Origin of the sequence: Stutzerimonas kunmingensis (genome assembly GCF_032106285.1) — a bacterium.
GTDB lineage: Bacteria > Pseudomonadota > Gammaproteobacteria > Pseudomonadales > Pseudomonadaceae > Stutzerimonas > Stutzerimonas kunmingensis_B.
This window is the reverse complement of record NZ_DAMCPO010000022.1, coordinates 1-13067: the sequence shown is the minus strand read 5'-3', so window position 1 is coordinate 13067 and position 13067 is coordinate 1. Positions and strand designations below refer to the sequence as shown.

The following is a 13067-nucleotide window of genomic DNA, read 5'->3' as shown; positions in this document are numbered from 1 at the left end:
GCGTGAAGATCATCATTCTCGGCGCCGGCCAGGTCGGCGGTACCCTCGCCGAACACCTCGCCAGCGAAGCCAACGACATCACCGTGGTCGACACCGACGGCGACCGCCTGCGCGATCTCGGTGATCGCCTGGACATCCGCACCATTCAGGGCCGCGGCTCGTTTCCCACGGTGCTGCGCCAGGCTGGGGCAGACGACGCCGACATGCTGGTGGCGGTGACCAACAGCGACGAGACCAACATGGTCGCCTGCCAGGTCGCCTACACCCTGTTCCATACGCCGACCAAGATCGCCCGCGTGCGCGAAGCGGCCTACTTGGTGCGCTCCGGTCTGTTCGCCAACGAGGCGATTCCGGTCGACGTGCTGATCAGCCCGGAACAGGTGGTCACCAACTACATCAAGCGCCTGATCGAACATCCCGGCTCGCTGCAGGTAATCGACTTCGCCGAAGGCAAGGCACAGCTGGTGGCGGTGCGCGCCTACTACGGCGGGCCGCTGGTCGGCCAGGAGCTGCGCCAACTGCGCCGTCACATGCCCAACGTCGATACCCGCGTGGCCGCCATCTTCCGTCGCAACCAGGCCATCCTGCCCCGTGGCGACACGGTGATCGAGGCCGATGACGAGGTGTTCTTCATCGCCGCCAGGGGCCATATCCGCGCGGTGATGAGCGAAATGCGCCGGCTCGACGAGAACTACAAGCGCATCGTCATCGCCGGTGGCGGCCACATCGGCGAGCGGCTGGCCGAAGCGATCGAGAGCCGTTACCAGGTGAAGATCATCGAGATGAACCCGGCGCGCTGTCGCTACCTGTCGGACACGCTGGACAGCACGATCATCCTGCAGGGCAGCGCTTCCGACCGCGACCTGCTGGTCGAGGAGAACATCAGCGAGGCGGATGTGTTCCTCGCACTGACCAACGACGACGAGGCCAACATCATGTCGTCGCTGCTGGCCAAGCGGCTGGGCGCGCGCAAGGTGATGTGCATCATCAACAACCCGGCCTACGTCGATCTGGTTCAGGGTGGCGAGATCGACATCGCTATCAGCCCGCAGCTCGCCACCATCGGTACCCTGCTGACCCACGTACGCCGCGGCGACATCGTCAGCGCCCACTCGCTGCGCCGTGGCGCGGCCGAAGCCATCGAGGTGATCGCCCATGGCGATCCGCGTTCGAGCAAGGTGATCGGGCGCCCCATCGAGCAGATCGCGCTGCCCCCGGGTACCACCATCGGCGCGGTGATTCGCGACGACCAGGTGCTGATCGCCCATGACGACACACGGATCGAGTCCGGCGACCACGTCATCCTGTTCCTCGTCGACAAGAAGCACATTCGCGACGTCGAGCGCCTATTCCAGGCCGGTCTGACCTTCTTCTAGCGATCATTGCTACTGCATGGACGGCCCGCCACTCGGCGGGCCGTTTCGTTTTTTCAATTACCCACGACTCCCGGCCCGATCAGCTGGAATAGACGGCATTCCCACCGATCGCCTCCATTCGATCCCGATGCCCTCCGATTTCCATTTTATGGCCAGCTTTTGTACCCTCCTGGCTTGCCGCCCGCGCGGCCTGACGATTGAGCCACGCTATCGTCGTTCGGTTTTACCGCATCAGAAGAGTCCCCAACTGAGCTCGAGCAATTGCCGCTCCTAGACAAATAACGATCCGATTCCTCGGGTCTCTACAAGGAACAGGAGAAACTCCATGAGGAACAGCACCATCCCGACACGCTCCCGCCGGCTGCTGATCGGCTGCGCCGCCCTGGCCAGCATCGGTTTCGCCAGCCTGACCCAGGCCGATACCCTGGAAGACATCAAGGACAGCAGCAGCGTCCGCATCGGCTACGCCAATGAAACCCCCTTCGCCTACACCGCTCTCGACGGCAGCGTCACCGGCGAATCGCCAGAGATCGTGCGCAAGGTGTTCGAGCGCATGCAGATCGACACCATCAAACCGGTACTGACCGAGTGGGGCTCGCTGATCCCCGGCCTGCGCGCCGGGCGCTTCGACCTCATCGCAGCGGGCATGTACATCACCCCTGAACGCTGCAAGCAGGTGCTGTTCACCGATCCGCACTACCGCCTGCTCGACACCCTGCTGGTGGCCGAAGGCAACCCGAAGAACCTACGCAGCTACGAAGACATCGCCAACAACCCGGACGTGAAGATCGCCATCATGTCCGGCACGGTGAACCTCGGTTATGCGCGCAAGGCCGGCATCAAGGATTCGCAGATTCTGCAGGTCCCGGATACCACCTCTCAGCTGCAGGCCGTGCGCGGTGGTCGCGCCGATGCCGCCATCGGCACCCAGCTGACCATGAAGGGGCTGGCGGACAAGGCCGGTGACGATGTCGAGGCCATCGCCGACTTCAAGGACGATCCAGCCCGTGCCGGTTATGGCGCGCTGGCCTTCCGTCCGCAGGACAAGGCGCTGCGTGACGCGGTCAATGCCGAGCTCAAGCAGTGGCTGGGCAGCGAGGAGCATCTGAAGACCATCGAACCATTCGGCTTTGATCGCTCCAACATCACCGACAAGACTGCCGCCGAGCTCTGCGGCGCCTGAAGCCCGTCGGGGCGGCTGGTTGGCGCCGCCGACCGCTGTCCCGCCTGTGAACGCTGACCAAGGCTGCGCCGCTGTTTGCGCAGCCTCGCTCAGCGCTCCGGAAAACCGGATAGCGCCATCATGATCGAACTGCTTCCTCTGCTGCTGCAGGGTGCCTGGGTCACCGTGAAGGTGACCTTCTTCGGCTCACTGCTGGCCATCGCCTGCGCGCTGATCGCCGCGCTGGCGCGGCTTTCGCCGGTGGCGCCGTTGCGCTGGCTGGCCATCACCTACATCGAGGTCTTCCGCGGCTCGTCGCTGCTGGTGCAGCTGTTCTGGCTGTACTTCGTGCTGCCGATGCCACCGTTCAATGTCGAAATGAGCGCCTTCGCCGTGGCAGTGGTCGGCCTGGGCCTGAACATCGGCGCCTATGGCGCCGAGGTGCTGCGCGGCGCGATCCGCTCGGTACACCAGGGCCAGCACGAAGCCTGTCAGGCGCTGAACATGACGCCGCTGACACGCATGCGCCGAATCATCCTGCCGCAGGCGTTGCTCGCGGCAATTCCGCCCGGCACCAACCTGCTGATCGAGTTGCTGAAGAACACTTCGCTGGTGTCGCTGATCACCCTGTCGGATCTGGCCTTCCGCGCCCGCCAGCTGGATCAGGCGACGCTGATGACCATGGAGATCTTCGGCCTGGCGCTGGTGATCTACTTCGTCCTGGCCCAGGCGATCAACTTCGGCATGCGCCAGCTGGAACGCCGGCTGGCCCGCGGGCGGATGCGCGGAGGCCTGTCATGAATTTCTTCGACTGGCAGTTCGCCCGCGAGATCCTGCCGCGCCTGCTGGATGCCTCGCTGACCACCATCGGCATCGCCCTGGCCGGTTTCGCCATTGCCGTGGTGCTAGGTTTGTTCCTCGCCATTGGCCGCCGCAGCCGCCTGCGCTGGCTATCCTGGCCGATCACCGGGCTGATCGAGTTCATCCGCAGCACACCGCTGCTGATTCAGGTGTACTTCCTGTTCTACGTGTTCCCCAACTACGGCCTCAACCTCAGCGCGATGCAGGCGGGCATCATCGGTATCGCCCTGCACTACGCCTGCTACACCGCCGAGGTGTACCGCGCCGGCCTGGACGCGGTACCCCGGTCGCAATGGGAAGCCGTCACCGCACTGAACATGAAGCCCTGGACCGCCTACCGCGACGTGATCCTGCCGCAAGCGTTGCGTCCGGTGCTGCCGGCGCTGGGCAACTACCTGATCTCGATCCTCAAGGACACCCCGGTGCTGTCGGCGATCACCGTGGTGGAAATCATGCAGCGAGCCAAGAACATCGGCTCCGAGAGTTTCCGCTATCTGGAGCCGATCACCATGGTCGGCCTGTTCTTTCTCATTCTCAGCCTCGGCCTCGCCTGGTGCGTGCGCCGTCTGGAAAACCGCATGGAGCTGGCCCGATGAATACGCCGATGCAGTCCACGGACACCCTGAACCCGACGCCGCAACAACCGGAGCAGGCGCAACCTTTGGTGCGCTTCGCCGGCGTGACCAAGCGCTACGGTGAACTGACCGTGCTCGACGGGCTCGACCTGCAGATAGAGGAAGGCGAGAAGGTCGCGATCATCGGCCCCAGCGGCTCGGGCAAATCCACCCTGTTGCGGGTGCTGATGACCCTGGAAGGCATTGACGAAGGCGTGATCGAGGTCGACGGCGAGCCGCTGACGCACATGCCCGACACCAGCGGGCAGTTGGTGCCGGCCAATGCCCGTCACCTGCGACGGGTGCGTGGCAAGGTCGGCATGGTGTTCCAGAGCTTCAACCTGTTCCCGCACATGAACGCGTTGCAGAACGTCATGGAAGCGCCGGTGCAGGTGCTCGGGCTGAGCAAGCGCGAGGCCCGCGAGCGGGCAGAGGAGCTGCTGGCCATGGTCGGCCTGGAGGACAAGCTGGAGCACTTCCCGGCGCAACTCTCCGGCGGTCAGCAACAGCGCGTGGCGATTGCCCGCGCACTGGCGATGCGGCCGAAGGTGATGCTGTTCGACGAAGTGACCTCGGCGCTGGACCCGGAGCTCTGCGGCGAAGTGCTCAATGTCATCCGCCGCCTCGGCGAGGCGCACAACCTGACGATGCTGATGGTGACCCACCAGATGGGCTTTGCCCGTGAGTTCGCCGATCGCGTGTGCTTCTTCCACCAGGGTCGGATTCACGAGCAGGGCAGCCCGGACGAGCTGTTCAACAACCCGCGCGAGGAACGCACCCGGGAGTTTCTCAGCGCGGTCAACGAGGCCCACTGAGCCGCTTGCGACCCAGCCCACACGAAGACGGCGAAAGCCCCGCAGCAGCTAAGACCAATGGCGTATGCTGCCGCTATTGCCCGCCGGCGGCGATGCACTAAAGTGAGGAAACGCCCCGGAGCGCTGCACCGAAAAGGTCTTCAAGATGCTCGAATCGCTGGAAAAGATGCTTTCCCAAGGCATGGACAATCCGATGCTGCGTTTCGGCCTCGGCAAGGGCTACATGGATGCCGGGCAGCCGGGGCGGGCGGCAGAGCACCTGCGCCGCTGCGTCGAACTCGATCCGAAATACTCCGCTGCGTGGAAACTGCTGGGCAAGGCGCTGCAGGCCGATGGCGACAAGCCCGGCGCCCATCAGGCGTGGGAGCGCGGAATCGCCGCGGCGAACGCCCAGGGCGACAAGCAGGCGGAAAAGGAAATGACCGTATTCCTGCGCCGGCTCGACCGGCTGACGCCCGACTGAACCGGCGCGCCGCGGCCAGCGGTCAGGTTTCGTGCACGAACTGCAGGCCGACCCCTTCGGCATCCACCCGCATCACCACCATTCGCAGTTCCGGCGCCGGAATCGGCAGGTCCTGGACCTGGCCGGTCACCTCGTCGCCGGGATGCAGCACCACCAGCTCCGGATGCCGGACGTAGACGCCGCCATCGGATAGATCACGGGTCTGCGCGAAGACCTCGCCAAAGGCCGGATGCGCAATGCGGATGCGGCACTTCATGTTGGTACGCGGATGCTGTCTCTGGTTTTGCATGCGCTCGTCCCTGTTGTTGTTGTTTGAGCCTGATCAGTACCAGCGCTTCTCGCCGGAGGGGCGTTTCTTGAAGCGCTTCATGGTCCACATGTACTGGCTGGGATAGGCGCGCACATACTTCTCGATCATTGCGCTCATCGCCGCTACGCCAGTTTCCGCATCTTCGCTGTACATCCCTTCGGGTGCGGCCTCGAGGACGACCTTGTAGCCCGAACCGTCCTCCAGACGCAATGCATGAAGGAACACCCCAACCGCCTTGCCGCCGGCGAGCATGCCGGGCACGAACTTGCTGGTCAGCGCCTGGGTGGCGAAGAAGGGCACGAAGATGCCACTGCCTTCGCTCGGCTCCGGGTCCGCCGGAATACCCACCGCACCACCGCGCCGAACCTCCTTGATGACGCTGAGAATGCCTTCCCTGGTCGAGGGCGCGACGCGATTGCCCAGCTGCACACGCTGCTGGCGCAGCAGATCGTCCACCGCCTTCAGTTTCGGCGGTCGGTAGAAGATGATCGGCTTGCATTGCGCGCAGTAGAAATGATTGAGCACTTCCCAATTGCCCAGGTGACTGGTGATGCCGACCACGCCCTTGCCCGAGGCCAGCACCGCTTGCAGCACGTCCAGGCCTTCGACTTCGCGGACCAGTTTCAGGGTCTTTTCCGCCGGCCAGATCCAGGCGCAGGCGCTTTCGGTGAAGGTCATGCCGGTTTCACGCAGGGTGCGGCCGAGCAGGGCGTCGAGTTCCGCCGGGCTCAGCTCGGGGAAGCACTTGTGCAGGTTGATTCGCGCGACGTCCCGCGAGCGGTTCGGCAGCTTCCACATCAGCCAGCCGATCATCGAGCCCAGGCCCTGGACCATGCGCCAGGGCAGTCGAGCGAACAGTCGCAGGGAGCCGACGACGATGGCACCTTTGAGCTTTTCCACACCGCACTCCGAAATTTTCAGGTTGCCTAGTCTACCTGCAACCGTCGCCAGCTTTCAGGCGCAGCGGCGGCAACGACACACATCCTGGCAGCTCAGGCGTGCAGTGTTTCAAGCATCCCGGCCAGCTCGGCGTGGCGCTCGCAATCGGTCAGGTGGTCCATGACCATGCCGCAGGCCTGCATGTAGGCGTAGCAGATGGTCGGGCCGACGAAGCTGAAGCCGGCCTTCTTCAGCGCGCGGCTCATCGCCTCGGCCTCGGGGGAGACCGCCGGCACCTGATCGATGCGCTCGAAGCGGTTGATCTTCGGCTCGCCGCCGACGAACGACCAGACGAAACCCACCGGATCCTCCAGCTGCAACCAGGCGCGGGCATTCTGCCGCGCCGCCTTGAGCTTGAGACGGTTGCGGATGATGCCGGGGTCCAGCATGCGCTCGTCGATCTCGGCATCGCTCATGCGCGCCAGGCGTTCGGCATCGAAACCGAACAGCACCTGCCGGTAGCGCTCGCGCTTGCGCAACACGGTGATCCAGGAGAGCCCGGCCTGAAAGGCTTCGAGCAAGAGGAATTCGAACAGTACCTGCGGATCGCGGGCCGGTACGCCCCATTCGCGATCGTGGTAGTCGATGTACAGCGGGTCCGTGCCGCACCAGGCGCAACGTGGCATGTGGTTTCCTTGCGCAGGCCTCGTCCGATGGCCGAAACCATCGCAAGCGCGACCATGCGGGGGGTATACTTCGAGGCTTTCTGTCGAAGCCCAGCACAGGTGAAATTTTGAGCCAGACTACGCCTGCCGTGCGCACCTTCCAAGACCTGATCCTCGCCCTGCAAAGCTACTGGGCCGAGCAGGGTTGCGTGGTCCTGCAGCCCTATGACATGGAAATGGGCGCCGGTACATTCCACACCGCCACCTTCCTGCGCGCCATCGGTCCCGAGACCTGGAACGCCGCCTATGTTCAGCCTTCGCGCCGCCCGGCCGATGGCCGCTATGGCGAGAACCCCAACCGCCTGCAGCACTACTACCAGTTCCAGGTGGTGCTCAAGCCCAACCCGGACAACATCCAGGACCTGTACCTGGAGTCGCTGCGCCGCATCGGCGTCGACACCTCGGTGCACGACGTACGCTTCGTCGAGGACAACTGGGAATCGCCGACCCTGGGCGCCTGGGGTCTGGGCTGGGAAGTCTGGCTCAACGGCATGGAAGTCACCCAGTTCACCTACTTCCAGCAGGTCGGCGGTGTGGAGTGCTACCCGGTCACCGGCGAGATTACCTACGGTCTCGAGCGCCTGGCCATGTACCTGCAGGGCGTCGACTCGGTCTACGACCTGATCTGGGCTGATGGTCCGTTCGGCACCGTGACCTACGGCGATGTGTTCCACCAGAACGAGGTGGAGCAGTCGACCTACAACTTCGAGCACGCCAATGTGCCGAAGCTGTTCGAACTCTTCGATTTCTACGAGAGCGAGGCCAACCGTCTGATGGCTGCCGAGCTGCCGCTGCCGGCCTACGAAATGGTGGTCAAGGCGTCGCACACCTTCAACCTGCTCGATGCCCGCCGTGCCATTTCGGTCACCGCGCGCCAACAGTACATCCTGCGCGTGCGCAGCCTGGCCCGCTCGATCGCCCAGAGCTACCTGCTGGCCCGCGCCAAACTCGGCTTCCCTATGGCCACCCCCGAACTGCGTGACGAAGTGCTGGCCAAGCTGGAGGCTGCAGAATGAGTGCACTGGATTTTCTCGTCGAACTGGGTACCGAAGAACTCCCACCGAAGGCGCTCGCCAAGCTGGCCGAAGCTTTCTGCGCCGGTATCGAGAAGGGCCTGAAGGACGCCGGCCTGGACTTCGTGAAAGCCCAGGCCTATGCCGCGCCGCGCCGCCTGGCGGTGCTGATCGAGCAGCTGGCGACTCAGCAGCCTGATCGCAGCATCAACCTCGACGGCCCGCCGATGCAGGCCGCCTTCGACGCCGACGGTGAGCCGACCCAGGCTGCCCTGGGCTTTGCCCGCAAGTGTGGCGTCGACCTTGCAGAGATCGATCGCAGCGGGCCGAAGCTCAAGTTCAGCCGTACCATCGAGGGCCAACCGGCCGCCCAGCTGCTGCCAGGCATCGTCGAGGCCTCGCTGAACGATCTGCCGATCCCGAAGCGCATGCGCTGGGCCGCACGCAAGGAAGAATTCGTCCGTCCGACCCAGTGGCTGGTGATGCTCTTCGGCGAGCAGGTGATCGATTGCGAGATACTCGCCCAGCGTGCCGGGCGCGAATCCCGCGGCCACCGCTTCCACAGCCCGGGCCAGGTGCATATTTCCAAGCCTTCCAGCTATCTGGAAGACCTGCGTGGCGCCCATGTGATCGCCGACTTCGCCGAGCGCCGCGAGCTGATCGCCAAGCGCGTCGAGCAGCTGGCTGCCGAGCAGAACGGTACGGCCATCGTGCCGCCGGCGCTGCTCGATGAAGTGACCGCGCTGGTCGAGTGGCCGGTGCCGCTGGTCTGCTCGTTCGAGGAACGCTTCCTCGAAGTACCGCAGGAAGCGCTGATCACCACCATGCAGGACAACCAGAAGTACTTCTGCCTGCTGGACGCCAACGGCAGGCTGCTGCCGCGCTTCATCACCGTGGCGAACATCGAATCGAAGGACCCGGCGCAGATCGTTTCCGGCAACGAGAAAGTCGTACGCCCGCGCCTGACCGACGCCGAGTTCTTCTTCAAGCAGGACAAGAAGCAGAAGCTCGACAGCTTCAACGAGCGCCTGAAGAACGTGGTGTTCCAGGCCCAGCTCGGCACCGTCTATGACAAGGCCGAGCGCGTCTCGCGCCTGGCCGGGCTGATCGCCGAGCGTACCGGCGGCGACAAGCAGCGCGCCGCGCGCGCCGGCCTGCTCTGTAAGTGCGACCTGGCCACCGAGATGGTTGGCGAGTTCCCGGAAATGCAGGGCGTTGCCGGTTACTACTACGCGCTCAACGACGGCGAGCCGGAAGACGTGGCGCTGGCGCTGAACGAGCAGTACATGCCGCGCGGTGCCGGCGGCGAGCTGCCGAGCACACTCACTGGGGCAGCTGTGGCCGTGGCGGACAAGCTCGACACCCTGGTCGGGATCTTCGGCATCGGCATGCTGCCAACCGGCTCCAAGGACCCCTACGCCCTGCGCCGCGCCGCCCTTGGCGTACTGCGCATCCTAATCGAGAAGCAGCTGGACCTGAACCTGGTCGAGGCAGTGAGCTTCGCCATCGACCAGTTCGGTACGCAGGTCAAGTCGGCCGGCCTCGCCGATCAGGTCCTGGAGTTCATCTTCGATCGCCTGCGTGCGCGCTACGAGGACGAAGGCGTCGACGTCGCTGCCTACCTCTCGGTGCGTGCCGTGCAGCCTGGTTCGGCGCTGGACTTCGACCAGCGCGTGCAGGCTGTGCAGGCGTTCCGCACATTGCCGGAAGCGGCGTCCCTGGCTGCCGCCAACAAGCGCGTCTCCAACCTGCTGAGCAAGTTCGATGCGAAGCTGCCGGAAGCGGTAGAGCCACGCTGGTTCGACAACGCCACCGAGTTCTCGCTGTACTCGGCGATTCAGCAGGCCGAGCAGGCGGTACAACCGTTGGCCGCCGCGCGTCAGTACCGCGAAGCGCTGGAGCGTTTGGCGCACCTGCGTGGCCCGGTGGATGCCTTCTTCGAGGCGGTGCTGGTAAATGCCGAAGACGCTTCGGTGCGTGCCAACCGTTATGCCTTGTTGGCCCGGCTGAGAGGACTGTTCCTTGGCGTTGCCGATATTTCCGCACTTGGCTAAGCCCGTGAAGCTGATCGTGCTGGACCGCGACGGGGTAATCAACGAGGACTCCGACGAGTACGTGAAGTCGCTGGAGGAGTGGATCCCCATTCCCGGGTCGCTGGAAGCCATCGCGCGTCTGTGCAAAGCCGGCTGGACGGTGGCGGTTGCCACCAACCAGTCCGGTGTCGCGCGCGGCAAGTTCGATCTGAGCACCCTCGGCGACATGCATTTCAAGATGCAGCAGCTGGTGATGGAGCAGGGCGGGCGCATCGACCTGATCGTGCACTGCCCACACGGCCCGGACGACGGCTGCAACTGCCGTAAGCCGAAGCCTGGAATGTTCCGCAGCATCGCCGAGCATTTCGGCCTGGCGGACCTGAAGGGTGTACCGGTGGTAGGCGACAGTCACCGCGATCTGCACGCCGGCATGCTGCTCGGCGGCGTGCCTTATCTGGTCAGGACCGGCAAAGGCCTGCGCACCCTGGAGGGTACTCTGCCGCCGGGCACTCAGGTCTTCGATGACCTTGCCGCTGTTGTCGATCATCTACTCGAGAGTTCTCGATGAGCGCCCTGTTACCCGTTCGTATCGCCCTGTTCTACTTCATGCTGGCGTTCACCGCGTTCGCCTGGTGCCTGGTGAGCCTGGTGTTCGCCCCGTTCATGGCGTTCCGCGCGCGCTATCGCTTCGTGGTACAGAACTGGTGTCGCTGCGCCGTGTGGTTGGGCAAGACGCTGGTTGGCCTGCGCTACGAGGTGCATGGCGCGGAGAATGTGCCGGCGCGTCCCTGCGTGATCCTGGCCAAGCACCAGAGCACCTGGGAAACCTTCTTTCTCTCGGCCTATTTCGAGCCGCTGACTCAGGTGCTCAAGCGTGAGTTGTTGCGGGTGCCGTTCTTCGGCTGGGCGATCATGCTGCTCAAGCCGATCGCCATTGATCGCGACAACCCCAAGGCGGCGCTGCGCCAAGTTGCCAAACAGGGTCACGAGCGTCTGGAGCAGGGCGCCTGGGTGCTGATCTTCCCGGAAGGCACCCGCGTACCAGTGGGTGAGCAGGGCAAGTTCTCCCGCAGCGGCGCGGCCCTGGCAGTCAACGCCGGTCTGCCAGTGCTGCCCATCGCGCACAACGCCGGCATGTTCTGGCCGAAGGCCGGTTGGGGCAAGCGTCCCGGCACTATCCAGGTGGTGATCGGCCCAGCCATGTTCGCCGACAGCGAGAGCCCGCGGGCCATCGCCGAGCTCAATCAACGCGCCGAAGATTGGATCAACGCGCAAGTCAGCCAGCTCGAAGCTCAGGGTCGCCCGACCCTCTGATCACTACGCTGAGGCAGGGCAGGGACGCCCGCCTCATCTTCACGAGTCCCCTATGCAGCAAATACCCAACCACCAGCTGGTCGCCGAATGGCTGCGCCTGCTGGACGGCTATCCTGCCGAAGCGGCTATCGCACTGCAGGCCGTTGCCGAAGAAAAGAGGGCCGAGCTGGCCGAGCATTTCTATTCCCAGATGCTTGCCGATCCTCATTCGGCCAGTTTCCTGTCCCATGATCAGGTGAAGAACCGCCTCGGCAAATCGATGCAGAAGTGGATCGTCACGGTATGTTCGTCGACGGCCCATAGCGACCTCGACGCCGTCATCGACCTGCAGCGCAAGGTCGGCGACATCCACGCCCGCATCGAGATTCCGGTCAGCCTGGTGCTGCGCGGCTCCCGCTCGCTCAAGGGCCGCCTGCGCCAGTTGCTGGAACAGCGCGATCTCGCCGAGCCAGTGCGACGCAAAGCGGCCCGCATGGGTTCCGACCTGATCGACCTGGCGGTGGAGATCATCTGCTTCGCCTATTCCCAGTCTCACGATCGCAACTCCCGCGCCGAGGAGGCCTATCGGCTGTTCTCCGTCTCGCAGAACATCGGCGTCGAAAAAGAGCGACAGCGCGCGGCACTGCTCGATTGGGAGAATCAGCTGATGTTCGACCTGGCGATCGGCAACCTGACCGGCGCGCTGCCGCAACTGGCGGGTTCCGAGTTCGGCCTGTGGTTCCGCCACAAGGCCTCCCACGCGTTCCAGGGTTCGCCGGAAAGCGCCAGTATCCTCGACTATATCGAGCGCATTGATCAGGAGCTCAAAGCCATTGGCGGGCTGCAGGACGCCAGTGCGCGGCTGGGCAAGCTGCATCAGATCCGCGAGCAGACCCGCTCGATCAAGTTTTTGCTCGACAGCCTGTTCGAACAGGCCAACGACCTGGAGGCCGGCCGAGACGTGCTGACGCGGCTACTCAACCGCAAGTTCCTGCCGGTGGTGATGGCCAAGGAAGTGCTTTACGCGCGCCAGTCGAACAACACCTTCGGCGTGCTCGCCATCGATGTCGACCACTTCAAGCGCATCAACGACACCCATGGCCATGACGGCGGTGACCAGATTCTGCAGCAGGTCGGTGCGCTGCTGGCCAGCAACACCCGCGGTGGCGACTATGCGTTCCGCCTGGGCGGCGAAGAGTTCCTGCTGGTATTAGTGGACATAGATGCCAACAAGGCGTTTGCCGCGGCAGAGAAGCTGCGCGAGCGCATCGCCCGTGAGCAGTTCCGTCTATCCAATGGAGCAGTTCTGCAGGTCACCGTCAGCATCGGGATGGCAGTGCATGACGGCCATCCGGATTACGAACGTCTGCTGCAACAGGCCGATCAGGCGCTGTATCAGGCAAAACACGAAGGGCGCAATCGCTGCGTGCTTCACAGTCCGGCGCTCGCCTAGCAAACGGCACGCAATGAAAAAGGGGAGCAACCTCGCGGCTGCTCCCCTTCTTTTTGCGCTTCGATTCAGG

Annotated in this window: 14 protein-coding genes; 11 read left to right on the top strand and 3 right to left on the bottom strand. The window is 64.2% G+C overall.

What is annotated here, in order from left to right; all coding sequences use genetic code 11:
• Positions 1-2 precede the first annotated feature (2 nt).
• The 6 genes from trkA (at position 3) to RT582_RS16700 (ending at position 5291) form a co-directional block, all read left to right on the top strand.
• Positions 3-1376: a Trk system potassium transporter TrkA gene (trkA, locus tag RT582_RS16725; protein ID WP_014818504.1), complete on the top strand. Its 1374-nt coding sequence runs from the start codon at positions 3-5 to the stop codon at positions 1374-1376.
• Positions 1377-1701: 325 nt separating this feature from the next.
• Positions 1702-2559, top strand: a complete 858-nt coding sequence (gene ehuB / locus RT582_RS16720) for an ectoine/hydroxyectoine ABC transporter substrate-binding protein EhuB (protein WP_023446435.1) — start codon at positions 1702-1704, stop codon at positions 2557-2559.
• 120 nt (positions 2560-2679) lie between these two features.
• A complete protein-coding gene (ehuC, locus tag RT582_RS16715) occupies positions 2680-3339 on the top strand; it encodes an ectoine/hydroxyectoine ABC transporter permease subunit EhuC (RefSeq protein ID WP_003284262.1) in 660 nt (219 codons plus the stop codon).
• Positions 3336-3995 (top strand): ectoine/hydroxyectoine ABC transporter permease subunit EhuD, encoded by a 660-nt coding sequence (gene ehuD, locus RT582_RS16710; RefSeq protein WP_008569079.1) that lies wholly within the window; start codon positions 3336-3338, stop codon positions 3993-3995. The genes ehuC and ehuD overlap by 4 nt, the downstream gene beginning before the upstream one ends.
• Positions 3992-4828 (top strand): ectoine/hydroxyectoine ABC transporter ATP-binding protein EhuA, encoded by an 837-nt coding sequence (gene ehuA, locus RT582_RS16705; RefSeq protein WP_023446438.1) that lies wholly within the window; start codon positions 3992-3994, stop codon positions 4826-4828. Before ehuD ends, ehuA begins: the two co-directional genes overlap by 4 nt.
• 145 nt (positions 4829-4973) lie before the next feature.
• Entirely contained in the window at positions 4974-5291 is a 318-nt protein-coding gene (locus RT582_RS16700; protein WP_014818499.1) for a tetratricopeptide repeat protein, read from the top strand.
• Positions 5292-5313: 22 nt separating this feature from the next.
• Here RT582_RS16700 and RT582_RS16695 read toward each other — a convergent pair whose 3' ends face one another.
• From RT582_RS16695 to RT582_RS16685, 3 genes are all read right to left on the bottom strand, one after another.
• Positions 5314-5580: a PilZ domain-containing protein gene (locus RT582_RS16695; protein ID WP_014818498.1), complete on the bottom strand. Its 267-nt coding sequence runs from the start codon at positions 5578-5580 to the stop codon at positions 5314-5316.
• A gap of 33 nt (positions 5581-5613) precedes the next feature.
• Positions 5614-6501, bottom strand: coding sequence for a lysophospholipid acyltransferase (locus RT582_RS16690; RefSeq protein WP_313478609.1), 888 nt, complete (start codon positions 6499-6501; stop codon positions 5614-5616).
• A 92-nt stretch (positions 6502-6593) separates the two neighbouring features.
• Positions 6594-7166: a DNA-3-methyladenine glycosylase I gene (locus tag RT582_RS16685; protein WP_023446441.1), complete on the bottom strand. Its 573-nt coding sequence runs from the start codon at positions 7164-7166 to the stop codon at positions 6594-6596.
• 107 nt (positions 7167-7273) lie between these two features.
• Between RT582_RS16685 and glyQ the strand changes: the two genes are divergently transcribed.
• From glyQ to RT582_RS16660, 5 genes are read left to right on the top strand one after another with little or no spacing between them, the layout of a single operon-like run.
• On the top strand, positions 7274-8221 hold the full coding sequence (gene glyQ, locus RT582_RS16680) for a glycine--tRNA ligase subunit alpha (protein WP_003284253.1): 948 nt from the start codon (positions 7274-7276) through the stop codon (positions 8219-8221).
• Entirely contained in the window at positions 8218-10272 is a 2055-nt protein-coding gene (glyS, locus tag RT582_RS16675; protein ID WP_313478606.1) for a glycine--tRNA ligase subunit beta, read from the top strand. The genes glyQ and glyS overlap by 4 nt, the downstream gene beginning before the upstream one ends.
• Positions 10273-10276: 4 nt before the next feature.
• Positions 10277-10819, top strand: a complete 543-nt coding sequence (gmhB, locus tag RT582_RS16670; protein WP_041013087.1) for a D-glycero-beta-D-manno-heptose 1,7-bisphosphate 7-phosphatase — start codon at positions 10277-10279, stop codon at positions 10817-10819.
• On the top strand, positions 10816-11565 hold the full coding sequence (locus RT582_RS16665) for a lysophospholipid acyltransferase family protein (protein WP_313478603.1): 750 nt from the start codon (positions 10816-10818) through the stop codon (positions 11563-11565). Before gmhB ends, RT582_RS16665 begins: the two co-directional genes overlap by 4 nt.
• 52 nt (positions 11566-11617) lie before the next feature.
• A complete protein-coding gene (locus tag RT582_RS16660) occupies positions 11618-12997 on the top strand; it encodes a GGDEF domain-containing protein (RefSeq protein WP_313478601.1) in 1380 nt (459 codons plus the stop codon).
• Positions 12998-13067: the final 70 nt, after the last annotated feature.

What these genes read in the sequence shown, in the direction of transcription:
- RT582_RS16695 (WP_014818498.1), bottom strand. Translation starts at nt 5,580, where the DNA reads ATGCAAAACCAGAGACAGCATCCGCGTACCAACATGAAGTGCCGCATC.
- RT582_RS16700 (WP_014818499.1), top strand. Translation starts at nt 4,974, where the DNA reads ATGCTCGAATCGCTGGAAAAGATGCTTTCCCAAGGCATGGACAATCCG.
- RT582_RS16685 (WP_023446441.1), bottom strand. Translation starts at nt 7,166, where the DNA reads ATGCCACGTTGCGCCTGGTGCGGCACGGACCCGCTGTACATCGACTAC.
- ehuB (WP_023446435.1), top strand. Translation starts at nt 1,702, where the DNA reads ATGAGGAACAGCACCATCCCGACACGCTCCCGCCGGCTGCTGATCGGC.
- RT582_RS16660 (WP_313478601.1), top strand. Translation starts at nt 11,618, where the DNA reads ATGCAGCAAATACCCAACCACCAGCTGGTCGCCGAATGGCTGCGCCTG.
- ehuC (WP_003284262.1), top strand. Translation starts at nt 2,680, where the DNA reads ATGATCGAACTGCTTCCTCTGCTGCTGCAGGGTGCCTGGGTCACCGTG.
- ehuA (WP_023446438.1), top strand. Translation starts at nt 3,992, where the DNA reads ATGAATACGCCGATGCAGTCCACGGACACCCTGAACCCGACGCCGCAA.
- ehuD (WP_008569079.1), top strand. Translation starts at nt 3,336, where the DNA reads ATGAATTTCTTCGACTGGCAGTTCGCCCGCGAGATCCTGCCGCGCCTG.
- RT582_RS16665 (WP_313478603.1), top strand. Translation starts at nt 10,816, where the DNA reads ATGAGCGCCCTGTTACCCGTTCGTATCGCCCTGTTCTACTTCATGCTG.
- glyS (WP_313478606.1), top strand. Translation starts at nt 8,218, where the DNA reads ATGAGTGCACTGGATTTTCTCGTCGAACTGGGTACCGAAGAACTCCCA.